The organism is Sphingobacterium sp. UBA3549, assembly GCF_002376635.1.
Classification (GTDB): Bacteria; Bacteroidota; Bacteroidia; order Sphingobacteriales; family Sphingobacteriaceae; genus Sphingobacterium.
The window spans coordinates 52,465-76,414 of sequence record NZ_DFOE01000020.1 but is presented as its reverse complement, the minus strand read 5'-3'; the positions used below and the strand labels follow the sequence as shown (position 1 = coordinate 76,414).

The following is a 23,950-nucleotide window of genomic DNA, read 5'->3' as shown; positions in this document are numbered from 1 at the left end:
ACAGTTTACTTTACACCCTCAAGACCTGCAATTCCGCGGGCCTTTTTAATATCAGCGCTATACATTTAAAATAGTGCTATTTTTTTCCATGTTTGTCAATGGCTTTGATTAACTCGTCTTTAGTCATATCATGACGTCCAGTGATTTCCATTTTCTTTGCCATTTCTAAGAGTTCGGCTTTTGTTTTGTCTGCGTTTTCATTTCGTGAACTTTTGGACGAAGAAGCTTTGTTTCCAGTCGCTGTAACTGATGTTTTTCCTTTGTCGGTACCTTTGTTGTGCGACTGCCCTTTAGCATTCTTACTGCTTGAATTTTTTGTCGTATTCATAATGTCCGTGTTTATTGTTATTTATAGACTGAACATGTTGCAGCATTTAATAGTTGGCTGTTTAAGTACGCTATCGGATCGTACTATTACCCTTTATACTTCCTATCCGCAGCAAATTCTTGAATGATAGTTTTATTGAAAACCGGTAGATCATCGGGTGTGCGGCTTGTGATGAGTTTATCGTCGACTACAACTTCACTGTCTTCCCATAATGCACCTGCGTTAATAAGGTCCATCTGAATAGCTGCGACAGAGGTAATCTTTTTATCACGTACCAAATCTGCATTAATCAACAATTGTGGTCCGTGGCAAATTGCTGCAATTGGTTTATCCCGTTCCCAAAACGCGTTGATCAAGGCAATTGCCGTTTTGTTCGTCCTCAATTTATCGGGACTTATTACTCCTCCGGGAAGAAGTAATGCATCATATCGATCCTCCTCAGCTTCTTGGAGAGCAACATCGACTGGATAATCATTTGACCACTCATCTCCACTCTTTGCTCTGACTTTTCCATTAACAGGCGATATAATGTCCGTCTTTGCACCCGCATTTTCCAGTGCTTCTTTAGGGCTTGTTAATTCAATTTCTTCAAATCCATCCGCAACCAATATGGCGATCCGCTTATTCTTTAAATTTTCCATGTAATTAAATTTTACTAATATTCTTTATCTACTTTTATATAACGGATCTAAATCATTTAAAGTTTGAAATAAGATAATTTAAACGTGGACATTTCGGCTAGTCTGTTCCTAAATTGCTTTGATTAAATTTAAATCCCCAATCTTAAAATAACGAATGAACCACTTATCTCGCTAAATATCAATAAGAGCGTAGGCAATATCGTTTCCATGATGAGCTTTCAGGACAGGAACTGCTACGTTATAAATCGGTATTCCGGTGGGCGATAAAGCTTTGAATTTTCCAGCATGTGCATGCCCGTGGAAGGCAGCGCAGACGTTACGACGTTGCAGCGGCTCCATTAAATGTGTAGAGCCTAAAAATGGATAGATCTGTTCGGGTTCTCCTAATACAGTCTCTGCTATAGGTGCGTAATGGAGCAAAGCGACTTTTTTTATATCCGCATGTTCTTGTTCAAGCCGCGCCAACGCGCGATCCAACAGCAAAGACTCATTGACAGCTTCCTGAACAAAACTTTTCATGGCGTCTTCGCCAAACATTGATAACATGTAGCGGTCAAATCCACCACCAAAACCTTTCACGCCCGCAAATCCAATATTTTCGACTACAATGGCTTCGCCGTCCAGAACTGTAATTTTATTATCAATCAAAATCTGGCGGATCTGTTTCTGTCGTCCTTTTTCATAATCGTGGTTACCTAATACTGCGAGCACAGGAATTTTTAGGGACTGCAGTTCTGAGACAAGTAGCTCCGCTTCTTCTTCATCGCCAGTGTCGGTTAAATCACCACATAATAGTAGGACTTTGGCCTTTTCTGAAATTTCTTCAAAAGCTATTTTCCATTTTCCCTGCTGATTTACATTCATATGTATATCACCTAAGGCGGCTATCGTTGTTTTGGTCATATTAAACAGTTTTTATAGTATACGATTTATAGTCCCATTCTTTAATGTCAATCTCGTATTGCGTTTGGTCAATTAGCGGTCCCAAGCATACTTTTTCGAGGCATGGGGGTAGTTCATACTGACCTGATGCGCGCATGAGAAGCTCATCGAACAGGTCTTTTGGGATAATGTCGCGATAATCATGTGGATACGTAAATTGAAAAATAAGTATTTGTGCAAGCAACAGATGCCAATGCTGATCCATGCGTGCCAATAAATGATTCCAGTCAAGCTTTTTTCCATGTTTTAACAAAATGTGATTGATATCAGCGCTATCATGTCGCTCCCTGTTTTGTACATAGAGCTTACACCACACCAACTCTTCTGCTGGTATATAGCGCACCTTCGTGTCAAAAAGGATTCCTTCTGGCCCTCTGTCGAACCAATCCTTCTGAACCGTACAATAGTGATTGACACTATCAAAAATAATATCGATAAAATAAGGGTCCCTGTAGATCTTCGCTAGCCACCTAACATCCGTTAATTCTGTCTGATAGCCATTGGCGGCAAAATGCTTAAGAATTTTTGGATATTCACTGCTCTTGCAAAATATATCGAGATCTTTTGTGGGCCTTATTATTCCCGTATAGTGGAACATTGCTAAGGCTCCGCCCACCATAAATTGGCTATTACTCTGCTGTAGAAGTTGAAGGGTATCCCGGAAGAACCTAAGGCAATCTTCAGGTGGATTATCTAAGTGAATCATGTAGTCTGCTTTTTTTTATAACAGTTAACTAAATCGAGTAGTTTGTCGATCAGTGTTTAAAGCGTATTAGGCACATCAGTAATAGGTAGAAGTACTCAATTTAAAAATCGCTACCCCTGAGATGCCTCCCGCATACGTTATACCTAAAGATTATATTCATTAATTAAAGAGTATATACGTTAGATATTATTTGAGTGGACGATAACCACTACATAACGGAACAGCAGAAGGTTAAATTATTAAATAGAAGATAATGGTAAAATACACGTATTTAGCAATTTTAATTGCAGCTGCGTCGACCGCGTGCGGTGACGCGAACAAGCATAGCGAAGTAGAAGATAAAACCGACACAATAACCAAACAAAGCGGCCTTCCATTGGACAACATCCATCGAAGCCGGCCGCAGGATATGAACAAGGAAAATGATAAAAGTAAGGAACAGGGGATACCGTTGGATAACTTAGACAGGGATAAACCTTCAGATTAAAAATGTATTGTCAATAACTCACAGCGGCGGCTTCGCAGGCAAAATTCTAGTAAACATATAATTTAAAAAAAGTAAGGAGTATGCTAACTATTAAGGGTACGATAAACTGTACCGTAGTAAAGTTAATTTTGTTGATTCAACTCAGCTTATTCATTTCTACATTGTACGCCCAAAAAGTTGGTTCTGTTTTGAGAACCAAGGATTCGATAGCTTTACTCGATTCATTGCCCAAAAACCCACTTGCTTCGGCGAGAAACTTTCTCGAAAAATGGCGTAGTGAGGTTGACCATTATTATGTGGAGTTTGACAGTGTAAAACGGAGCGTGGCTTGGCAAAGAACAAACAATGAATTAGTCGTGCCAAATCAAGTACAACAGCACATACAATTTGTAAAACCCACATTGCTTTCTTTACAGAAGAAAGTAAATATCCTGCAAAAACAGACGGTACCTCAGGATTCTACTGCAACTTCTTGGCACGCAATTCAAGACAGTGCTGCTATTTTAGGGCGGGATATTGAATCACTTCTGTTGGATATGAAGGATCTTAGTGATAAGACCGAGCAACAAGAGAAGGTGGTTCGAGCAGCTTTAAATATTACCACTTGGTTTCATTGGAAACATATTATACAAAAGAATCTCGAACAGGATGGCTTCTCGCAAAGTTACTATGACACTGGATGGGATGGTCGCTTTCTGCTGATTATATTCAGCTTTGCCTATTTTTATTGGTTATATAAAATGCGAAAGAGCGCAGTAGGGGTGGATGAAGCTTTACCCTTACATCGCAATCAACCTTGGTGGATTCCCATTCTGAAATTTGCCGTTTTCTTTCTCATTCTACTACCCTTAACCTCGCTTAGAATTCCAGTGTTTGTGCTGGAAATGACCTATCTACTTGTATTTGGATTTTTATACGTACTGATACGTGCCGCCTCGTCCGATGTACAAATTAAGGTCTGGCACTCCATTTTCTTTTACTATACTGCGGTTTTGGTCAGCAATTTAATTTTAGACACAGATTGGATTTCACGGATCATTGTTGTAATTGTCAATCTGGTGGGTATCCGTTTACTTTGGGCGCTACGGTGGAGTAGGGATGGAAAAATACCATTTACGCACGTAGGACCTACTGTGCGGTGGCTATTACTATCTTTTGGTGTCGCTGCGATTATATTTAATATTTTCGGTTTTCTAAACTTAGCACGCACATTCAATATTGCAGTCGCTGTAGGATTCTTGCAAACATTATCCATGCGTGCATTCCGTGATATGCTCGCTCATGATGTGGTTAATTCTTATGAGAACTCAAAAAAAGACCAATTTATAAATCGTTTTGATAAGCAAAAATTGATTGCGGCATTGCACCGAATAACTGGTTTTTTTTCTATTTTAATAGGGATTATCATCTGGGCTAACACTTTGCATGTTACGAGTGAGCTACGTCGGTTAGGTGACCGGCTGTTGAATAGCACGCATACCGTCGGCAGTGTAACCTACACATATGGAGATGTTCTTTTAGCTTTTGTAGTGATATGGTCCGCGAACTGGATTCAAAAGAACTTAAAGGATCTTCTAGATAGGCCGAATTCAAAAGGAAATCAGCGCCCTAATGCATTGTTGCCGCTCGTGCGCGTCGTAATTTTCATTATTGGCTTCCTTATAGGAATACGTATCCTCGGATTGGGAGTTGACAAACTGACCGTCATTATAGGCGCATTGAGTGTTGGTATAGGCTTAGGCTTGCAAAATATAATCAACAATTTCGTCTCGGGTGTTATTTTAGTATTTGAGCGGCCATTTAAAGTTGGCGATTATGTAGAACTTGCAGACAAAAAAGGGCAAGTCATGCAAGTCGGAATCCGATCTAGTACCTTACTGACCGATCAGGGTGCTCAAGTAATTATACCTAATGGTGACTTGCTTTCTGGCCGATTAGTCAATTGGACATTTGACGAATCTGATATCCGCTTGAACCTTCAGCTAACTATCATTACCGCCCGAAACATCGAAGATTGGAAAAAATGGCTAAAAGAGATCATTTCTTCTTTTGAGGAGATTGATCCCAATCTTGATGTAAAAATTTTAACAAAAGACATTACAGCAGATGCCTATGTAATTTCCATTCAAGTAGGTTTGAAGAATGTGCAAAAAATAGAATGCTTTAGAAGTAGTTTTTTAGAGAGAGTTAGAGCCGAAGCCATCCGTTATGATTCAAAAGTGACTTCAGCCTAATGGAGGCTATTTACTTCCATATCGGTAATAAATCCAGCCCTGAACATTTCTCAGTTCGTCAATATTCTTGAGGTCTATCAGATTATTTATGCCTAATTTAGTAGATAATGCTCCAAATTCGTCAATTTCGTGAACAGGGTAAAAAAGTACATTTTCATTAGGCATGTCTACATTACCCTGTAGCCATTTATAGCCCGCAGCTTGTAGGTTGTCGATAAAAGTATCAGTAACTGCCTCCAAATGGTGCATCATTTTATTAATCCAAATGAGCTCATCATTAGTTCGCGTTGGATAGTGCTCTGCTACATAATCTTGTATGAGTTGCTCGCCCTCTACGTCCCAACCGTCACGAATCATCGCCAAACCCATCGCTCTTACTTCCTCTTGATAAAAATCTTGGCCGTAAATCATTTTAATATCCCCGGCTATTGGACTCTCTTCAATTTTGGCTCGTAAGGCCATTTGTCTATTAAGCAGTTCGTGTACGTAGTCGAATGTGTGTTCCATAATACTGATACTTGATTTTTATTTGTTTACTAAGTGAACATTGATGGCGATCTTATGGTTTGGAATACTTATATTTAGTGTATTTAATGCGAAAATCAAGATCCTATATAATCCAATTCGATCGCAGCATTTCTCCATTTTCCACTAGGCAGTTTTAGAAGAGAATAAAAAAAATGATGCTCCTTAAATTCTGATGTACCGAGTTATTGGCGAGTGTTCGTAATTACTCAAACATTTTTTTATTAAAACATTTTTGGTCTGAAAGCTGTTTCTTTCAAAAATCTGTTACTCAACTAAACTAAAACGAAAATACAGAAAGCTATGAAACAGTTGCTTTTGGTGGATGATCATACATTGGTGCGATCCGGTTTCCAACTAATATTAGAGGCACAACAGGACATTACTGTAATAGCTGGGGTAGAAAATGGTGAAAAAGCCATGGAATATTTAGACAGTTCATCGAAGCCAGATATCATTTTAACAGATATTCATATGGACCAGATGGATGGCATCCAGCTCATTCAAGCAGTAAAAAAGAAGTATGTCGACATAAAAATCATCGTTTTATCCATGGAAGATAATATCCAGGTAGTTCAGGAAATTTTAAACCTTGGTGCTGATGGCTATTTGTCAAAAGATTCTAATGTTGAGGAAATCCTTTTCGGAATCCAGCAGGTTGTCCGAGGCGAACAATATATTAGTGCATCACTGAGTATTGAAATTATTAGAAATTTATCGAAATATACCCATATGGATGTGGATCGAAGCGCCATAATGACCAGATATGACATTTCTGAGCGGGAGCTTTCCGTATTGGAATTGATTGCACAAGGACATACGAATGCTGAAATAGCAGAGCAGATCTATTTAAGCAAAAGGACAGTCGAAGGGCATAGGCAACAGTTGATCGAGAAAACAGGATCCAAGAATACGGCGGGACTTGTTCGTTTTGGTTTTCAGAAAAAATTATTGAGCTAAGGTGGAGTGTTGTGCTTAGAAAACGATGGGCTCATAGCCTTATAATATCGGTTTAAAGCAATAATTTCTATTTCAACGGCATGATTGAATTTTTATAATAGTTATAATTATTTTGCATTTGAAATGCATTTTATCTAAGTTTGGCGCGCAGTTATAGACTATTTGTAAATAAAAATCAATCATGAGCCAAAAATTTGAATATAATACGCGTTATCCTTCTGTGGAAGATCTAAAGATTAAAGCGAGGAAAAGGATTCCCCGATTTGCATTTGATTATTTGACCGGAGGAGCAAACGAAGAATTGAATCTCGCTAGAAATGAAAACGATTTTGATAACATTTTGTTAAAACCGCAATACCTATTAGCGAGCGATGAAATAGATCTTTCTGTCGAATTGTTTGGTCGCCGTTATAGCGCGCCATTTGGTGTTTCGCCCATTGGACTTCAAGGACTGATGTGGCCGAATGCGCCGGAAATTCTTGCGAAAGCGGCTGGTGAAAATGATATTCCCTATATTTTAAGCACTGTTTCGACAAGTAGTATTGAGCGTATTGCCGAAGTGTCAAATGGGAAAGCATGGTTTCAGCTCTATCATCCTACCGAGAATAAATTACGAGATGACATTATTAAGCGTTTACAGATTGTTGAATGTCCTGTATTGGTGGTATTGGTCGACGTACCGGCGTTCGGACTTCGGTATCGTGAAATAAAAAGTGGATTGTCCATGCCGCCTAAGATGAGCGTTTCAAATATTTTGCAAACTTTTGCATGTCCAACTTGGGGTATTGAGACGCTAAGACATGGTATTCCTTCTTTTGCGACTTTAAAACCTTATATGGAAAAAGGTCTTGACTTGGCCCAACTGGGACAGTTTATGAATAAGACATTTACGGGTAAAGTTGATGTTGAAAAGATTAAAGCAATACGCGACCTATGGAAAGGCCCGTTGGTGCTGAAGGGAATTGTAACAGATGAAGATATCCAGGCTTCAATCGCATTGGGGGTTGATGGTGTGATTGTTTCAAATCATGGTGGACGGCAGCTAGACGCAAGTGAGTCTTCGATCAATTCATTAATTCGTTTGGCTAGTAATCCCGAATATAAAAAGAATATTAAAATCATGTTGGACGGTGGGATTCGCTCGGGTGTTGATTTGGCGCGTGCCCATGCTGTCGGATCAGAATTCAATTTTATGGGAAGGCCTTTTATGTATGGTGTAGGCGCTTTAGGTGCAGCAGGCGGCAAACATACCATCAATATGTTCAAAACACATTTGTATCAGGTCATGAAGCAGCTGAGTCTTTCGAAGATAGCGGATTTCCCACAGCGTCTGCAGTCTATTCTCTAAGTGCTCTGTAGTAAAGATCATCGATTTGGCCTTGAAATAGGCGTGTGCCGACAATAGAAAAGGAGATGTTTCCTATGTTNNAACATAGGAAACATCTCCTTTTTTGTTTACAATTTTGCTTATAGCTTATTCTTTTTATATTCATGTAAAGGTGCAGAACCAAAGATCAACACTGCACCAAATTTTGCATTTTAACAGTGTTTCTTCAGTGATCGTTCAGTGATGGTTTAATAACTTCCCCAAGTCAGGAAGTCAAAATAGGTTTGATCGATAGCAAATGTTCATGAGTACCGAGAGGATTTTTCAGTTAAGAGAGAGGATTTTAATTTAATTTCTTAGATTTGTGTATCCATGAGGTTAACAGTCTTCATATTGATTGGCTATATTCTGGGACTTTCCTTTGTCCCGTGCAGCGATTCGAACAATCGCTGTGAAGAGACTGCTATGGAAGCAAAGCTCAATCAAACACACAACCATGGTGATGATGCATCTGATGCGTGTTCAATTTTCTGTTATTGCAATTGTTGTAGCGGAAATATAACTGCTTATGCTTATCAATTTCCGGAAATAGCTGGCGTTCCGGTTTCTATTTATTTTGACAATCGTATACCAGTCCTCAATACCAAAATTGTTTCCAGCTATTGTGGAAGCATCTGGCAACCGCCGAAGGTTAATGCTTAATTTTTTTTAAATATTTCAAAACCGAATTGATAGAGAATGCATGTTGTTCTTTATTGGGTTTTGTTGTTGGAGTTCGCTTGTTGTGTGTACTCCAATAAGAATGAGCGATTATTTAAGTATTAATCACGTATAATTGTGTTAGATCATATTATAAAATTTAGCATTAAGAACAAGTTTGTTATTGGTTTAATGACTTTGTTACTTATCATTTGGGGAGTATGGAGCGCAACAAAACTACCAATAGATGCTGTGCCCGATATTACCAACAATCAAGTTCAGATTTTTACATCTTGCCCCACACTCGCAGGCCAGGAAGTGGAGCAATTGGTCACTTTTCCGATTGAACAGCGTATTGCAACTGTTCCAAAAATAGAAGAAATCAGGAGTATTTCACGTTTTGGATTGTCTGTCATTACGGTGGTTTTTGACGAGGACGTCGATATTTACTTTGCCCGTCAATTGATTGGTGAGCGTTTAAATGAAGCGGTCGATCAAATTCCCCAAGGCATTGGTAAACCTGAATTGGCGCCAGTAAGTACCGGATTGGGCGAAGTATATCAATATATTATCCATCCCAAAAAGGGAAGTGACAAGAAATACGATGCAAAAGATTTGCGAGCTATGCAAGACTGGATCGTTGCCCGTCAGCTTTATGGAACCCCGGGAATTGCAGAGGTTAATAGTTTCGGCGGCGAGCTTAAACAATATGAAGTAGCTGTTGATCCCGATCGGCTTAAAGCGATGAATATCACTATTCCCGAGATATTTACAGCTTTGGAGAAAAACAATCAGAATACTGGAGGGGCCTATATCGATAAAAAGCCAAATGCTTATTTTATTCGCGGAATTGGTCTGGCTACCTCATTGGATGATGTAAGAAATATTGCTATTCGTAAATCAGGCTCCATACCGATTTATGTGAAAGATGTTGCTGATGTACGTTTCGGTCATGCTGTGCGTTATGGCGCCCTGACCTATAATGGTGAGGTGGATGCCGTGGGTGGTGTTGTTATGATGTTGAAAGGTGAAAACAGTAATGAGGTGGTCAATAGGGTGAAAGAGAAACTGCCAACTATTCAGCAATCCTTACCCGATGATGTCATCATAGAACCTTATTTAGACCGCACGGATCTAGTGGGACGTGCGATCAGTACGGTTGAAAAAAACTTAATCGAGGGTGCGCTTATCGTGATATTCGTACTGGTGCTATTTCTTGGCAATTTGCGGGCAGGTCTTATTGTTGCTTCGGCGATTCCCCTGGCGCTACTGTTTGCACTTGGACTGATGAATGTTTTTGGTGTCAGTGCGAATCTAATGAGTTTGGGTGCTATAGACTTCGGTCTGATTGTCGACGGGGCTGTGATTGTGGTGGAAGCTACGCTGCATCATTTAGGCCTGCGGAAGTCGACAGAGAAATTGACCCAAGCGGAGATGGATCATGAGGTATTCGAATCCGCGTCTAAGATCCGTACAAGTGCAGCTTTTGGGGAAATTATCATCTTAATCGTTTATATTCCGATTTTAACATTGGTGGGTGTTGAAGGAAAGATGTTCCGCCCAATGGCGCAAACAGTTGGGTTTGCTATTTTCGGCGCATTGATTCTCTCGTTAACCTATATCCCTATGATGTGTGCTTTGTTTTTGCCGAAAAAGCACAGCGACAAGAAAACATTCAGTGACCGCATGATTGCGGGACTGCAGCGTATTTATGAACCACTATTGCGAAAAGCTTTTCGATTTAAGTACCTGATCGTGAGTTTGACCGTTGCAATTTTTGCATTATCCGTTTTCTGTTTTAAGCATATGGGTGGAGAGTTTATTCCACAGTTGCAGGAAGGTGACTATGCTTTCCATTGTATCTTACCGCAAGGAAGCTCACTTTCGCAGAGTATTGAAACCTCCATGCAGGCTTCCCGTATTATCAAAGAGTTTGCGGAGGTTAAAATGGTTGTCGGCAAGACAGGGGCCGCCGAGGTTCCGACAGATCCGATGCCACCAGAAGCAACAGATATAATGGTTGTATTGAAACCTCGGAAAGAATGGAAGTCTGGGCGGTCTTATGAAGAATTAGGAGCGGCTATTCTTGAAAAGCTCGAAATTATTCCCGGGGTATTCTTTGAAAAAAACCAACCTATTCAGATGCGTTTCAATGAATTGATGACAGGGGTTCGTCAAGATGTAGCTGTAAAAATTTTTGGCGAAAATATAGATTCATTATCTGCATATGCTACTGTGGTTGCAGCCCAGATTCAGTCGGTTGAAGGAGCAACATCAACACAGGTTGAACGTGTATCCGGCCTGCCGCAAATCAATATTGTTTACGACCGTACACGGATTGCGAATTATGGTCTGACCATTCAGGATGTCAATGATGTGGTGAGTACGGCTTTTGCGGGCCGTAGTACTGGACAGATTTATGAAAATGAACGCCGTTTTGATCTGGTCGTGAGGTTAGATACAACGCATCGAAATAGTATTGATGATGTGCGTAATCTTATGATTCCTACAGATACCGGTACACAGATACCGCTTTCTCAAGTGGCTACCATCGATTATAAGTTGGGGCCAGCCCAAATCAGCCGTGAAGCGGGCAAAAGAAGAATTGTGATCGGTTTTAACGTAGCAGGGCGTGACGTTCAAACTGTGGTAAAAGATATTCAACAAAAATTAGCTGCACATGTAAAGCTTCCTGCAGGGTATTATTTCACCTATGGCGGCCAGTTTGAGAATCTTCAAAAAGCGAGTTCACGCCTGCTGATTGCTGTGCCTGTTTCATTGCTACTTATTTTTATGTTGCTGTATTTCACTTTTCATTCCTTTAAACAGGCGATGTTGATTTTTACCGCAATCCCAATGAGCGCCATTGGTGGAGTATTTGCACTCATGTTGCGCGGAATGCCTTTTAGCATCAGTGGCGGTATCGGTTTTATTGCACTTTTTGGTGTTGCTGTACTCAATGGTATTGTTCTGATCGGTACATTCAATCAGCTGAAAAAAGAGGGTGTTAACGATATCTTTCAACGTGTTAAAGAGGGGACTTTAACGCGTTTACGCCCTGTGCTTATGACGGCAACCGTGGCTTCATTGGGCTTTTTGCCGATGGCAATCAGCACCAGTGCGGGAGCGGAAGTTCAGAAACCTCTCGCTACCGTGGTTATTGGAGGGCTGGTAACAGCAACTTTTCTGACCTTGTTTGTGTTGCCACTATTGTATATAATTTTTAATTCTAAATGGAATATGAAACGAAGTAGCGGTGCTAAGACGTTTGTTACAGTACTTATTTTCTTATTTATGACCTTGGGATCTCAGATGGTGATTGGCCAGGAACGTATTTCTGTTGCAGAAGCTGTGGAAACTGCGTTGAAGAGCAATCGCCAGTTTCAGATCAATCAGGCCGAGATCGCGGGAGCAGGTTTTAATGTCGAAACGGCAACCGAAATACCCAAGACAGGGATCTTTGCAGAAAATGAAGACTATCGTCCATCGGATAAGGCCGGTCTGCTGAAAATCGGTGTAACGCAAAGCATTGCCTGGCCCGGACTCTATACGGCGCGTAAAGAGTATTTTAAACAACAACTGAAATATGCGAATCTAAATACAGATGTACTGAAAATTGCGATTACGAAAGATGTAAGGACGGCGTATTTTCAGCTCTGGTATCTCCAGGATCGCCAAAAATTATATATGGAGCTCGATAGTATCTATACGGGTATGTTTAAGGCAACTGAATTACGTTTTAAAACTGGTGACGTAGCCGCACTTGATAAGATCGCCGCAGAAGCAAAATTGAAAGAGCTACAAGCACAACTAGCTCAAAACAAAAAAGATATCGTTATTCAGCAACAGCAATTGATGATGTTGCTGGATCGTAATGTATGGATGCTTCCATTAGATCAGTCTTTAGCGAAGATCGATGTAGCAAGCAGTCCGTCTGAAGAACTAACGCATCCTTTACTTGTTTTACAGCAGCAAAATGTAAATATCGCTTCATCGAATATCAGCGTTCAGAAAAATACCAATAAGCCGGAGTTCTCGGGTCGATTTTTCTCCCAACGTGTTTGGGGAGCCAAAGATCCGTTATCGGGATTTTCTGTCTCCGCATCTTTTCCAGTTTTTAGTCTGGGCGCGTATAAAAGTAAGGTGAAGGCTGCCAGTGCTGAGATGGAAGTTCAACAACGTAAATTGGAATATGATACGCAAGTATTCCAAACCAATAAACGGAACGCACTTGCTGAGATTGATAAGCATAGTGCATTACTGCAATTTTACGAGTCTTCGGGTTTGAAACAAGCGGATGCGATTATTAAAGCAGCTACTTTGGGTTATAGAACGGGGGAGATTAATTTCGCTGAATTAAGTCAATTTTTAAGTCAGGCCATTGGGATTCGTCAGAATTATCTCGAAGTACTCAATCAGTATAATCAATCAGCAATTCAATATAATTACTTCAATAACAAATAAGTCAACAATGAAAGTTTTCATAAGAATAGTTATCGTATGTATCGCCGTAGCTTTTTTTTACGGTTGCGGTTCTAATGAGTCGGAGCCTAAAGGTCAACCCGCGGGAAAGGAAGAGCCTAATGCCGAAGAGGGGCACGAGGAGGGACCGGTTACCGTAGCGGCATTGAGTGCTGCACAAATTAAAGCTGTGGGCATCGTTTTTGGAGGTATTGAAGAGAAGGGGCTAACTGCTACAATTAAGGCCAATGGACATTTGAGTGTACCCAATAATAATAAAGCGAATGCGACGGCGCTATATGGTGGTGTTGTAAAGACGTTGAATGTACAGTTGGGGGACAATGTGCGTAAGGGGCAGGTGATCGCGACAATTACCAACCCGCAGTTTGTACAGTTGCAGGAAGAATATGTATCTCTTGCTAGCAAAATTACCCTCGCTGAGCAAGAGATGGCAAGGCAACAGGAATTGAATGAGGGCAATGCCGGTGCACGTAAAAATCTGCAGGCCGCAACAGCTGACTTCAACAGTTTACGGGCTCGAAAGGCTTCCTTGCAGCAACAGATTCAGTTGATGGGAATTAATCCCAATAGTTTGAATCTTTCCAATATGCGCACTTCATTGGCCGTGACAAGCCCTATCAATGGAACGGTGAGTACTGTTTTTGCGAAAATAGGGAGTTATGTGGATGTATCTTCTCCGGTAATCGAGATTGTTGACAATAGCCTTCTGCACTTAGATCTGCAGGTGTTTGAGAAGGATCTACCCTTGGTTAAAGTGGGGCAGATCATCAACTTCCAGCTGACAAACAACCCCGATAAAACCTATACTGCCAAAGTTTTTACCATAGGTTCTTCCTTTGAAAACGACAGCAAGACCATCGCTGTACACAGTACAGTGGTGGGTAGCAAAGTGGGCTTGATTGATGGAATGAACATTACGGGGATGATCGGTGTCAATAATGTGCGGACTCCGGCTGTTCCGAATGATGCCATTGTGGAGGCCGACGGCAAGTATTACATATTTGTGGAAACAGACAAGAAACCTGAAGAACATGAAGAAGAGCACGATGATCACGGGCATGCACATGATCAGGGCGAAACAAAACATGCACACAACGATGAGAAAGAAGCTGGCCAGCACGGGGAGGAACAGGCAAAGAACATCAATTTTGAAAAAATTGAGATTCAAAAAGGCGTGTCTGCCTTGGGATATACTGCGATTATTCCTGTAATGGAGATTCCTGCAGGAACAAAAATTGTTGTGAAGGGCGCTTTTTTTATCAATGCTAAAATGAGTAATACAGGGGGACACGAACACTAATTGACAACATTTGTTAACATAATAAAATCAATTTATGTAATATACATCAATCTGAAAGCGAAGGCAGGCAGCTATGCTGTATGTAGAAGCAAAAGTATTTAATCAGCGCAGAGCAGAACTAGTTTATATAAAAGTGCCGGCTTTTGGACTATCATGATTACAGTCGCAGCCATGTTGAAGTTGGGACTATTATTAATGGTATAAACGAGCGAAGATGAACTAGTCCTGCGGGCGCTGATTTACATCGCTAATTCGTGTAGCTACAGCAAGGAATAAGCGAGTTATGTGGTTTTCATGCGAGTGATCGATCAATATAATATAATTTTTGGGTCTGTGTTTAGCTAGTTGTTTATATACTGTCCATAAATCACGCTATAGTTTTTTGTCAATCTACTTTCGCAGGATGGCGCAACGTCATGAAATTCCATTGACGATATTTTTAAAGCTGATTTATTTGTTGTTTCCGCTTCTTCTGGAAAGCGGTATATACAATTATTACACTTATTGACATAAGAACAAATGCTAAGAAAAATGGTGCGCCGGAGAATTTAAAGGGTGCGTTATCATGAGTAAAGTAATAGAAAAGATTGGTCATCATCGGAGGGCCAATTATTGATGTTGCACTCATCAGGCTGGTTAATGCACCTTGAAGTTCACCCTGTTCGTTTGAAGGAACATTTTTGGTTATCACAGATTGTAGGGCAGGGCCACAAATACCTCCGAGGCAATAGGGAATTAGGAATACGAACATCATCCATCCTTCGCTTGCAAATGAGAATAACAGTAAGCCAATCGCATAAAGGGTAAGCCCATAAAAAATGCTTTTCTGTTCACCAAGTTTGGGTGTTGTCCATCGAATCAAAATACCCTGAACCAACCCAATCAGCAAACCAATGACACCTAGCGAAATACCTACCATTCTTTCAGTCCAATTGAATTTGTACATGGTGAAAAAGTTCCAATTGCTCTGAACAGCATGTCCTGCAATATAGATTAAAATTAAGGCAACGATTAAACCGGATATTTCGGGATGCTGTCCGAGAAATTTAAAAGATCCAACAGGATTGGCATGTTTCCAGTCAAAGGCTCTGCGTTTTTCTTTGTCTAAGCTCTCGGGTAAGATAAAATAACCATAAAGGAAGTTTAGCATGCACAATCCTGCGGCGGCATAAAAGGGAACTCTAGCGCCATAGTGGCCGAGTAAACCACCGATAACGGGACCGATGATGAAGCCTAAACCAAATGCAGCACCTATCAAGCCGAAGTTCTTCGCCCGATCTTCATCGGTTGATATATCTGCAATATAGGCACTTGCAGTTGTAAAGCTGGCTCCAGTCAATCCGGCAATAACTCTCCCCAAAAAAAGCCATCCTATGGTTGGTGCAAGGGCGAGAAAGATATAGTCTACCGCGAATCCAAAAAGGGAAATCAATATAACAGGTCTTCTACCATATTTATCACTCAGATTGCCAACGACAGGAGAAAATATGAACTGCGTAAAAGCATAAGCAAAGCCAAGCCAGCCACCATATTTAGCCGCTTCACTGATGTCACTATGGATGAGCTCCTCAATAAGTTTAGGAACAACAGGAATGATAATTCCCCAACCTGTAATATCGATGAGTAATGTGATAAATATAAATCCGATTGCTGCTTTTTTCTTGGAATTTTCCATTATGTTCCAAAAATAATCAAATCCTTAAAAACTTGTATGTTATTTAATTACTAATTTGTGATCAGTCTTTTATTTTCGATTGCGCTAAGATTCTGTATTGATGGCTTTACATGTCGGACGGTGCTTTACCTTGAAATTGCATGAATTGGCAATAAAGCAAAGTTTGTTTGCTTGTGTATGTAGTGATAAGGCAAGGTCTACTTGAGAATTATCTGCGATAACCACTTCAGGGTATAATGTAACCGCTGTGAAACGGCCGCTGCCGTCTATTTCAGTTGCCAAGATAGCAACAGCGTTATCAGTATAAGATAGAACCTGAATGCTGTTCTGCGAACATACATATAGGTATGACATCATATGGCAAGAAACCAAGCTGCTGAGAAGCAAATCTTCTGGATTGTATAATGCGGGGTCGCCCTTGAATACTTTTGCGGCTGAAACGTGAAGATCTGCTTTTCCCTCAATCGCGATGTGATGGTTTTTATGATAAACTTTTAATCCCTGAAGACTCGGCTGTTCAGTATGAGGCCAAGTTAGAGATGCTTTAAAGATGTGCTTGTAACTCATTTTTTGTTTTAAATTTGTGGTAGTTCCCATGTGTTTATCATGCGGAATGATCATGATGCACGACATTTATCTTTGCGAGAAAATCGGCATCTTATTATAATAGTAAGATTGGAAGCAGCGTATACGTTTAGTATTGTTTTAGGCGGATAAAAGTGATATAGTCTGTATTGATAGGTGCTATGCCATTCCTTCTCATTTCACTTGCTATTTGTGCCCTATGATAAGTACCGTGATTAAATACGTGTAAGAGGATATCGTTGACCTTATTATGAAAAGCTTGATGCTGTGTGTTTGTGTAAGTGGCAATTTTATTATCCGTATCTTTTATGCCCTGAATCTGCTGAGCAAATCCTGCCGATGTTAATTCGTGATACCTCTGGCAATCGCTTATACTATGTTCATCCCAAACGCCAACAGATGTTTTCTCGCCAATCAGGCGGCTCAACCAAATAACCTGAGCATTCACAATATGGCTAAATAGCCGCAGGCAAGAATGGGGCGTTCTCTCGCTTTCCTTTTTCAGTTTTTCTAGCAGTACTGTATTCGCCCAGTTATTATATAACCATAGCTGCGTAAACGTAGTTGACATCGAATTGTTGCTTTTGTCGGTTCTGTAAAGTTAAATATAAGGAAGATAGTAATAGCTTTTTGTCTCAAAAATGTCTTTTTACTGCAATACTTGACGATTTACATTCGTACAAACTAAATGATATTTTTATATTAGACTGATATTATTGACAGATATGCTATCTATGAACAGTTTTTTCCAAAATTACAATAAGGGGAAACGTATTATTCTTCATTTGTGTTTTTGGTTTTTGGTTTTGGGAATGCAATTTATCTCCTATCAACGGATAGATATTGATAATTCGTGGATATTGTTTCTAAAGGACGTATTTTCTTTATTGACCATATTTTATGTGACAGCTTATGTTATTATTCCGCGTTGGTTTATTCCCGGAAAGTTTTTGCTGTGTATGTTATGGCTGTTGTTTATTTATGCCTGGTGGTCGTTTTTAAGTTATTTTGGCGCCATATTAACGTTAAAATATTTGACACCAGATATTCGTTTATCAAGTTATCTCGAAATAGTACAAAGTAATGGAATCTTTGGAGCCTTTCGGCTTTCTTCCCTTAGCGATTATTTATTGGATTTTATTTTTTTAGTCGCCCTACCATTGACCGTAAAAATAGTGCAGGCATTTATGTCTGTCAAAAATTCCAAAACGAAGCTCGAACTGAAAAATGCCGCATTGGAATTGAACAACGTTCAGTTGGAGCTCGCTTTTCTAAAATACCAGATCAACCCCCATTTTTTACTTAATACACTTTATAGCATCTATGTACTGGTATCCGATCGTGATGAAAGAGGTGGCGAAAGTATGATGCGTTTAAGTAGTATTATGGTGTATCTGCTTCACGAGAGCAACCAGCCCAAGGTGGATATTAGTCGCGAATTTCAACTGCTAAAGGATTATGTTGAATTGGAAAAGTTGCGTTATAGTGAGACCGTGCAGATCAATCTAAATCTAGCGGCTGATGACGAGAACTGTCTGATGGTGCCCCTGATCTTCTTTCCGTTTGTAGAAAATGCATTCAAACATGGACCTCGCCTAAGCTCTTCGGCGAGATGGATATCCATAGACATTAAAGTGAAGGACCATAAGGTGCATATGAACGTGTCCAATGCGTATAGAGAACTTTCAAAACCAGAAAATTATATCGGTGGATTAGGGATAGAAAATGTAAGAAAACGACTGGAACTTCACTATCCCCATCATCACATTTTAGAAATAAAGTCAAATGAGGGTGTGTTTACTGTTAATCTTGTCGTAACTTTACTCCCTGAAGAACAGCCGTAGCACCAAAGCTGTGGATTGAGAAGTACTTATGAATAGAATTAAAACTATCCTTATTGAAGATGAGCCAATTGCGAGAGGTCGCCTGGAGAAACTAGTTTCCAAATTGGGACTGATCGAAATATTGGGTGTATTTGAAAATCCTTCGCAGGCCATTGATATCTTGAAAAAGCATGAAATAGACCTTATTTTGTCAGATATTGATATGCCAGAGATGGATGGGATTACTTTTCTCAAAGGACTTGTTCATCCGCCTTTTGTTGTGTTTATAACTGGCCATTATGAATATGCCGTCGATGGATTCGAACTAGATGTAATCGATTATATTTTAAAGCCACACCTGACAGAAGAAAGGTTAATCAAGGCGATCGAGAAAGTTCAAAAGGCTATGCTGTTTTCTAGAAGGGCCGCACATGGAGAACGAAAGGCGATTAAGATAAAGGATCGGAATAAGACTATTTTTATAGATCCTACGGATGTTTTCTACCTAAAAGCTTGGGGGGATTATATACAGATCTATTCTGTAGAAGGTATGCAAACTCTACTGTCTACCATGAAAGATATGGAAGCAGAACTACCTTGGGATATGTTTGCCCGTATGCATCGATCTTATATCGTCAATATCAAGCAAATCAAGGGGGTTGAGGCAAGCAAAGTAGTTCTGAAAAATGGAACAGAACTCGGTATAGGTTTGCAATATCGGAATCAGCTTTTTGCCAAGATGGGACTTATATAAAAGTTTAATTTATCGGGTTCATAAACTCTTTCTGTTTCCCGATCTGCATTTTATAATAGCAAACCATAAAATGATAGACCGCAAGTTCATGCAAACGTTGATCCGACATAAACAATCGATTAATAAACATGTGGATATAGCTTGACAATAACGAGGCCCGGGTTGACCGAAACTCTTCTTGATCTGTATGTTTCCGTAAGGTGGAGAATATGCTGTATTGGACTGCACTTAGTCTCTCGTTGGTTTCTCCCAGTTTGTCTAATGGTTTAGCGAACCAGTCTTTTTTCTCTTTGAACTTATTGTTGAGATGAACCCAGAGATTTTTATTATTGTCAAATTCTTGCTGATAAAGGGTATTCATACGTATGCAAAAATCTTTTTTTTCGATCATCGTAAATTTTGCGGCTTCGAATAGCGATTCCATATTTTGAAAAGCCAAAAGCCAGCGATCGTTTATTGAACTACTTTGCTGAATTGTCATTAATATGATTTCGCTCTGCCGGAAGAATAACTCCTCGCTAAGTTCGATACATAATGGGGTATATCGTTCAATCTCGCGTTTGTAAGTATCAAAGGATATTGATGAAATCAGACCCTCTTGCACAAATTGTTCCAATAGGTGATTTATAGTGGATACAACGAAAGAACAATGGCTTGGGTCTGAAAGCTCTACCCTAAATCTAATGTGGGGTACTGGATCGTTATAACGTATGAAAAACCATTTTTTTATAGCTTTTTGCTGATGAATAGTCGTTATGATTAAGGGGAAAATTTCCTTTAACAGGGTGTCTGCAAAATGTAAACCGCAGTAGATTTTGGCGTAAAGCCATTCACTGCCCAAGGGAAAGCACCTTTTCAGGTTATTTTCTTGAGGGGCTGACTCATTTGCACGAGCATCATGCGCTGCTTCTATTGGAATAATGATCTCGTTGGCAAAAACACTTCCATCTTTATCGTAGACTACTGATGAATAGTCTTGCAAGATATCTTCGGTTAATAGAGTATCTCTTTTACACACATGATCCAATAGTATTTTTGCGCACAAAGGATTATCTAAATTTATCAACAGTTCATTATCGCCGCTGCTGATGACGACCATTGTAGGAATTTTGAGCTCTGCCTGCATATTTTTGACAAAAGCATGGGGGGCACTTGGGTATTTTGCGAGTTTTTGAATTCGCCACTGTGCTCTAGACAAGATAATATTTTTGTAGGTTATTCTGGGGAGTCTCGGCTGTTCTTTCATAATTCCCCAATTCCAGGAAAGATCCAGTCTATTATTTTGGAACTGAAAATCTGCAAGAAATTTATAGATATTCATTCCCTGCTCAAAATTGTGGGCCGTCGTCAAACGGGGGATAATGACTTTATTGAATTTTTTGGACCACAAGACTAAGCGATTGTCTTTGAGAAACAGGTGTAAGTCACTAACATCAATTTGTTCTTGTTCTGTGTCAATAGTGGGGGTCAGACAGATAGATGCTCTTCGTAGCGCTGGTCGATAAATGATATTTCCGGCATTGTTATCTGGGTAGTGGCAAATCTCGGCGAGTATTGCATCGGGAAATTGCTGTTGCTCTCTGTTGGCAGATTCCTTTAATTTGTTATTCAATTTTTCATCCAGATGTGCGAATCTGGAAATTAAGTTTCCGGATGACGAACCACCAATAGTACCCAGATTGAAGCATAAATTATCCTCACTTGAACTTTTAAGGAGGTTGCCGATAGCATAGAATGAAGAAGGAATAGCGTTGGTAGTCTGTTTACGCTGTTTAGCAATATGATTTAAATCTTTGCTGGTAAGCTGAATTTCAGTGAAATGACTTTTTACACTTTCTACAAATTTTTCAATGACCAAGTCTTGATAATGGTGGTCGCCATATTTTTTTTCGTCTGTTGGAGCGATATTTTTAACTTCCCCAAGTATTTCATCGGTTATATTGTAGGCACCTTCTTGACGACCATAACCAATGCCGGTATCGGGATCAAGAGCTGTAGTCAGTGGGATCATTCTATCTTCATATTTATCCGAGAATGCAGCTTTAAAACGGTCGAAATCTGTCAACTTTGCCTGGCGGCAAAGGGGTAGCAAATCTTGAAATTGATCTCTTAGGTGTTTTAATGCGGCATCTGATAGATTATTTTCTTCCATAGTGATAAGAAGGTCCCCTTGTAACAAATTGGTCATATCGAGGTCTGTAGCCAAAGGTTGCAATAATTTAACGATGGCCTTTTGAATCTCCATGACAGGTAGCGTGCTATGAAGCCATGTTTTTATCATTAAAAAACGCTTTAAATAATTTCCCTTCTTATCCACTCTTTCCAGTGTCTTTATCAAACTGTCAAGATAACCTCGACCAATTACATTGGGCTGTAATTCGGAGGATATAATCCCGAGACTGATGAGGTTATTGACAAATAGGGTAGCATGCGCTGTTGACGCCCCAAAACGCTGCAGCAGATCAGTCAATGATTGATAGTGGGCAGCTCGCTCATTGCTTTCGAAATATTCGACGACACGATGCAAAACCGGGGTAAGCCTTATGCGTTTCAGTATATTCTGTCCTTTCTTCCCGTTTGTTACTTTTTGATAATATTTGTAATATTTACCTTCTAAGTATAAGGTCGAATTGATACGATAATAGAGCTGACTGTAAATTCTTTGATCATTTGATAGCCGTCCAATAACTCCTGTTAGAACGGAGGCATCCAGTTTTAGTACAGTTTTATGTGTATTACCCCTGATTAATGACACCTTTTTTTCGGAAGCTATAACATTCCCCAAAGATACACCTGCGAATAGGCCGAAAGGCGTACTCCTGCTGCTCATGCGAATCGCATATTTCAGTAGCGAAGTAATCATTTTTAGACTGCTCGCTTTCTTGTATTCAAGCCATTTTTCGATTTCTACAGAGAAGGTCGGGCTTGCTAGAAATAGCGCTTCTTTTAATTGCTCACCTTGAAACAGATGACGAAGTTTCTCTTCCATAACATCTGCCTCTTTTATCGTTAACAGATCAACGGCAACTGTAGCGGGAAGTAATGGTGTGCGCAGAAGAAAATAATCGGATAACTGGAATAATGACATGGGTAGGTGGGACTAGTATTTCATGACCTGTTTTATACAGGACTGAAACATTTCGGGCGAAATTGGTTTTTGCAGTGCAAAATGCTTCCTATTTTTGATAAATTCGGGATATTGCCAACGTGACAAAGCTGAGGTAATAATTAGGATAGGGATATCGACGATCAATTCGGCAAGCGTATTGATATTGCCGCCGCTAACAATGAGATCTAAGAATAGGATGTCCGCAGATTTTAGATCTTGCCTAAATAATGCTAGATTTTCAATGTCTTCGACCATTCTTATCAATTGAAGATCTGGAAACATATGGATGTATTCCACCATTTTTTTTGTTGCCAGTGGTTCATCCTCTATGAGAAAACATTTTAGTTTGGGTGAAGTCATGTATTTGGTTTGTTTTTTATGTATGGGGGTCGCGAAGACAATTGCTATAAAGGCGCCTACCAGAACGCCTTTACAGCTTTATCCTCTTTTATATCACTTTTGAAGATGTAACTGTCCTAATTGTTATCAGTTCCATATCATCAAAATCATAAAATGAGATCGGTTCGACCACGCAGACAGTTTGTACATCCAGTACAAAATCTTCCGCTAAAAAATTTTCAATGTTTTCCATAGGTAATACGTTTAAATTGTAAACAAATGTGCTTTATACGGAAAATAACAACGAAAAATATCGACGGAATGGAAAATGAAGCCGACGAACTAGTAGTTCTATTCGATAAAAAAATAGCGTGTGTTGCTATTTCTGTTTTTGATTCAGTAGACTTTGTTTGAATAGTCTGGCGGATCATAATGAGTATGGAGAGAAGTGCCATCCTGTGCCGCTAGAAAATTCGACGAAATAAGATTTGAGTACGATAAAATAGCAGTAGTTTAATTGTTGGTTTTCATCGGGTTCGCTATCTTAGGGCTATCTATTTCAGCGTTGAAAAACTATTTCTTTAGCTAGTAAAGTCATGTAGCTCAGATAGATAATGTAAAGAAAAGGCTTTAGGTAAGTCCTTAAACCAAAAATAGCATCTGCCAAATAAATAGGGGAGTAGTGTGGGCGGGTAAAACAAATGAGAATATGAATTTATCGAATGAAATGCACGGTTTTTTGAAAAGAGAAGGTTTACGGTTATTTAGAAAAAAAGTAAGCTGGCAGACTTCTGCGAAATATCAGATCTATGCAGATGGGAAAACAAAGATCGGTGTCGCATTTGACAAAATTCAGAATTTTACCGATGAAGATACCAATGCATCGGGCTGGAGTGAAATGGAAACGATTAAACTCGAAGAACGTGGTGATTATATTATCTATGGTTTTGTGGAAAAAGTTGAAAGTTAAAGCAGAGCTCTCCTTATAATTTATTCCATTAAGTTTAACCTTTCGTATTCTATTATCGCGTAAA

Annotated in this window: 21 protein-coding genes; 10 read left to right on the top strand and 11 right to left on the bottom strand. The window is 39.7% G+C overall.

Features of this window, described 5'->3' with window-relative positions; genetic code table 11:
• Positions 1-76: 76 nt before the first annotated feature.
• From B2W36_RS11315 to B2W36_RS11300, 4 genes are all read right to left on the bottom strand, one after another.
• Complete coding sequence (locus tag B2W36_RS11315; protein WP_293887813.1) at positions 77-328, bottom strand: Rho termination factor N-terminal domain-containing protein; 252 nt, start codon at positions 326-328, stop codon at positions 77-79.
• An 86-nt stretch (positions 329-414) separates the two neighbouring features.
• Entirely contained in the window at positions 415-969 is a 555-nt protein-coding gene (locus B2W36_RS11310; RefSeq protein WP_293887812.1) for a type 1 glutamine amidotransferase domain-containing protein, read from the bottom strand.
• 171 nt (positions 970-1,140) lie between these two features.
• Positions 1,141-1,872, bottom strand: a complete 732-nt coding sequence (locus B2W36_RS11305) for a metallophosphoesterase family protein (RefSeq protein ID WP_293883647.1) — start codon at positions 1,870-1,872, stop codon at positions 1,141-1,143.
• Position 1,873: 1 nt separating this feature from the next.
• Positions 1,874-2,617: a nucleotidyltransferase domain-containing protein gene (locus B2W36_RS11300; RefSeq protein ID WP_293887811.1), complete on the bottom strand. Its 744-nt coding sequence runs from the start codon at positions 2,615-2,617 to the stop codon at positions 1,874-1,876.
• Positions 2,618-2,870: 253 nt separating this feature from the next.
• Between B2W36_RS11300 and B2W36_RS11295 the strand changes: the two genes are divergently transcribed.
• Entirely contained in the window at positions 2,871-3,104 is a 234-nt protein-coding gene (locus B2W36_RS11295; RefSeq protein ID WP_293883643.1) for a hypothetical protein, read from the top strand.
• An 80-nt stretch (positions 3,105-3,184) separates the two neighbouring features.
• The gene (locus tag B2W36_RS11290; RefSeq protein WP_293887810.1) at positions 3,185-5,338 is read left to right on the top strand and encodes a mechanosensitive ion channel family protein; all 2,154 of its coding nucleotides are present in this window, start codon (positions 3,185-3,187) and stop codon (positions 5,336-5,338) included.
• A 6-nt stretch (positions 5,339-5,344) separates the two neighbouring features.
• Here the strand turns inward: B2W36_RS11290 and B2W36_RS11285 are convergent, their stop codons facing one another.
• A complete protein-coding gene (locus B2W36_RS11285; protein WP_293883639.1) occupies positions 5,345-5,845 on the bottom strand; it encodes a hypothetical protein in 501 nt (166 codons plus the stop codon).
• A 321-nt stretch (positions 5,846-6,166) separates the two neighbouring features.
• Between B2W36_RS11285 and B2W36_RS11280 the strand changes: the two genes are divergently transcribed.
• The 5 genes from B2W36_RS11280 to B2W36_RS11260 all read left to right on the top strand — a co-directional run bounded on the left by B2W36_RS11280 (position 6,167) and on the right by B2W36_RS11260 (position 14,631).
• Positions 6,167-6,823 (top strand): response regulator transcription factor, encoded by a 657-nt coding sequence (locus B2W36_RS11280; protein ID WP_293883637.1) that lies wholly within the window; start codon positions 6,167-6,169, stop codon positions 6,821-6,823.
• 181 nt (positions 6,824-7,004) lie between these two features.
• Entirely contained in the window at positions 7,005-8,171 is a 1,167-nt protein-coding gene (locus B2W36_RS11275) for an alpha-hydroxy acid oxidase (RefSeq protein WP_293887809.1), read from the top strand.
• Positions 8,172-8,522: 351 nt separating this feature from the next.
• Positions 8,523-8,852 (top strand): DUF6660 family protein, encoded by a 330-nt coding sequence (locus B2W36_RS11270; RefSeq protein ID WP_293883633.1) that lies wholly within the window; start codon positions 8,523-8,525, stop codon positions 8,850-8,852.
• A gap of 135 nt (positions 8,853-8,987) precedes the next feature.
• Complete coding sequence (locus B2W36_RS11265; RefSeq protein WP_293887808.1) at positions 8,988-13,313, top strand: CusA/CzcA family heavy metal efflux RND transporter; 4,326 nt, start codon at positions 8,988-8,990, stop codon at positions 13,311-13,313.
• 7 nt (positions 13,314-13,320) lie between these two features.
• Entirely contained in the window at positions 13,321-14,631 is a 1,311-nt protein-coding gene (locus B2W36_RS11260; RefSeq protein WP_293887807.1) for an efflux RND transporter periplasmic adaptor subunit, read from the top strand.
• Positions 14,632-15,070: 439 nt separating this feature from the next.
• Here B2W36_RS11260 and B2W36_RS11255 read toward each other — a convergent pair whose 3' ends face one another.
• From B2W36_RS11255 to B2W36_RS11245, 3 genes are all read right to left on the bottom strand, one after another.
• Entirely contained in the window at positions 15,071-16,306 is a 1,236-nt protein-coding gene (locus B2W36_RS11255; protein ID WP_293887806.1) for a TCR/Tet family MFS transporter, read from the bottom strand.
• A gap of 84 nt (positions 16,307-16,390) precedes the next feature.
• Positions 16,391-16,873, bottom strand: coding sequence for an OsmC family protein (locus B2W36_RS11250; protein ID WP_293887805.1), 483 nt, complete (start codon positions 16,871-16,873; stop codon positions 16,391-16,393).
• A gap of 127 nt (positions 16,874-17,000) precedes the next feature.
• The gene (locus tag B2W36_RS11245) at positions 17,001-17,462 is read right to left on the bottom strand and encodes a DinB family protein (RefSeq protein WP_293887804.1); all 462 of its coding nucleotides are present in this window, start codon (positions 17,460-17,462) and stop codon (positions 17,001-17,003) included.
• Positions 17,463-17,625: 163 nt separating this feature from the next.
• Here B2W36_RS11245 and B2W36_RS11240 point away from each other — a divergent pair, with 163 nt between their 5' ends.
• Together B2W36_RS11240 and B2W36_RS11235 are read left to right on the top strand one after the other, a co-directional pair.
• A complete protein-coding gene (locus B2W36_RS11240) occupies positions 17,626-18,735 on the top strand; it encodes a sensor histidine kinase (RefSeq protein WP_293887803.1) in 1,110 nt (369 codons plus the stop codon).
• A gap of 28 nt (positions 18,736-18,763) precedes the next feature.
• Positions 18,764-19,468, top strand: a complete 705-nt coding sequence (locus B2W36_RS11235; RefSeq protein ID WP_293887802.1) for a LytR/AlgR family response regulator transcription factor — start codon at positions 18,764-18,766, stop codon at positions 19,466-19,468.
• A gap of 4 nt (positions 19,469-19,472) precedes the next feature.
• On the opposite strand, the gene B2W36_RS11230 is transcribed toward B2W36_RS11235, so the two are convergent.
• The 3 genes from B2W36_RS11230 to B2W36_RS11220 all read right to left on the bottom strand — a co-directional run bounded on the left by B2W36_RS11230 (position 19,473) and on the right by B2W36_RS11220 (position 23,169).
• Positions 19,473-22,556, bottom strand: a complete 3,084-nt coding sequence (locus B2W36_RS11230) for a lantibiotic dehydratase (protein ID WP_293887801.1) — start codon at positions 22,554-22,556, stop codon at positions 19,473-19,475.
• 12 nt (positions 22,557-22,568) lie between these two features.
• On the bottom strand, positions 22,569-22,937 hold the full coding sequence (locus B2W36_RS11225; protein WP_293887800.1) for a hypothetical protein: 369 nt from the start codon (positions 22,935-22,937) through the stop codon (positions 22,569-22,571).
• Between the two features lie 88 nt (positions 22,938-23,025).
• The gene (locus B2W36_RS11220; protein WP_293887799.1) at positions 23,026-23,169 is read right to left on the bottom strand and encodes a hypothetical protein; all 144 of its coding nucleotides are present in this window, start codon (positions 23,167-23,169) and stop codon (positions 23,026-23,028) included.
• 456 nt (positions 23,170-23,625) lie between these two features.
• On the opposite strand from B2W36_RS11220, the gene B2W36_RS11215 reads away from it, so the two are divergent.
• Complete coding sequence (locus B2W36_RS11215; RefSeq protein WP_293887798.1) at positions 23,626-23,886, top strand: hypothetical protein; 261 nt, start codon at positions 23,626-23,628, stop codon at positions 23,884-23,886.
• Positions 23,887-23,950: the final 64 nt, after the last annotated feature.

What these genes read in the sequence shown, in the direction of transcription:
- B2W36_RS11215 (WP_293887798.1), top strand. Translation starts at nt 23,626, where the DNA reads ATGAATTTATCGAATGAAATGCACGGTTTTTTGAAAAGAGAAGGTTTA.
- B2W36_RS11290 (WP_293887810.1), top strand. Translation starts at nt 3,185, where the DNA reads ATGCTAACTATTAAGGGTACGATAAACTGTACCGTAGTAAAGTTAATT.
- B2W36_RS11225 (WP_293887800.1), bottom strand. Translation starts at nt 22,937, where the DNA reads ATGACTTCACCCAAACTAAAATGTTTTCTCATAGAGGATGAACCACTG.
- B2W36_RS11240 (WP_293887803.1), top strand. Translation starts at nt 17,626, where the DNA reads ATGAACAGTTTTTTCCAAAATTACAATAAGGGGAAACGTATTATTCTT.
- B2W36_RS11220 (WP_293887799.1), bottom strand. Translation starts at nt 23,169, where the DNA reads ATGGAAAACATTGAAAATTTTTTAGCGGAAGATTTTGTACTGGATGTA.
- B2W36_RS11300 (WP_293887811.1), bottom strand. Translation starts at nt 2,617, where the DNA reads ATGATTCACTTAGATAATCCACCTGAAGATTGCCTTAGGTTCTTCCGG.
- B2W36_RS11245 (WP_293887804.1), bottom strand. Translation starts at nt 17,462, where the DNA reads ATGTCAACTACGTTTACGCAGCTATGGTTATATAATAACTGGGCGAAT.
- B2W36_RS11250 (WP_293887805.1), bottom strand. Translation starts at nt 16,873, where the DNA reads ATGAGTTACAAGCACATCTTTAAAGCATCTCTAACTTGGCCTCATACT.
- B2W36_RS11305 (WP_293883647.1), bottom strand. Translation starts at nt 1,872, where the DNA reads ATGACCAAAACAACGATAGCCGCCTTAGGTGATATACATATGAATGTA.
- B2W36_RS11295 (WP_293883643.1), top strand. Translation starts at nt 2,871, where the DNA reads ATGGTAAAATACACGTATTTAGCAATTTTAATTGCAGCTGCGTCGACC.
- B2W36_RS11270 (WP_293883633.1), top strand. Translation starts at nt 8,523, where the DNA reads ATGAGGTTAACAGTCTTCATATTGATTGGCTATATTCTGGGACTTTCC.
- B2W36_RS11275 (WP_293887809.1), top strand. Translation starts at nt 7,005, where the DNA reads ATGAGCCAAAAATTTGAATATAATACGCGTTATCCTTCTGTGGAAGAT.
- B2W36_RS11280 (WP_293883637.1), top strand. Translation starts at nt 6,167, where the DNA reads ATGAAACAGTTGCTTTTGGTGGATGATCATACATTGGTGCGATCCGGT.
- B2W36_RS11260 (WP_293887807.1), top strand. Translation starts at nt 13,321, where the DNA reads ATGAAAGTTTTCATAAGAATAGTTATCGTATGTATCGCCGTAGCTTTT.
- B2W36_RS11230 (WP_293887801.1), bottom strand. Translation starts at nt 22,556, where the DNA reads ATGTCATTATTCCAGTTATCCGATTATTTTCTTCTGCGCACACCATTA.
- B2W36_RS11235 (WP_293887802.1), top strand. Translation starts at nt 18,764, where the DNA reads ATGAATAGAATTAAAACTATCCTTATTGAAGATGAGCCAATTGCGAGA.
- B2W36_RS11285 (WP_293883639.1), bottom strand. Translation starts at nt 5,845, where the DNA reads ATGGAACACACATTCGACTACGTACACGAACTGCTTAATAGACAAATG.
- B2W36_RS11310 (WP_293887812.1), bottom strand. Translation starts at nt 969, where the DNA reads ATGGAAAATTTAAAGAATAAGCGGATCGCCATATTGGTTGCGGATGGA.
- B2W36_RS11315 (WP_293887813.1), bottom strand. Translation starts at nt 328, where the DNA reads ATGAATACGACAAAAAATTCAAGCAGTAAGAATGCTAAAGGGCAGTCG.
- B2W36_RS11255 (WP_293887806.1), bottom strand. Translation starts at nt 16,306, where the DNA reads ATGGAAAATTCCAAGAAAAAAGCAGCAATCGGATTTATATTTATCACA.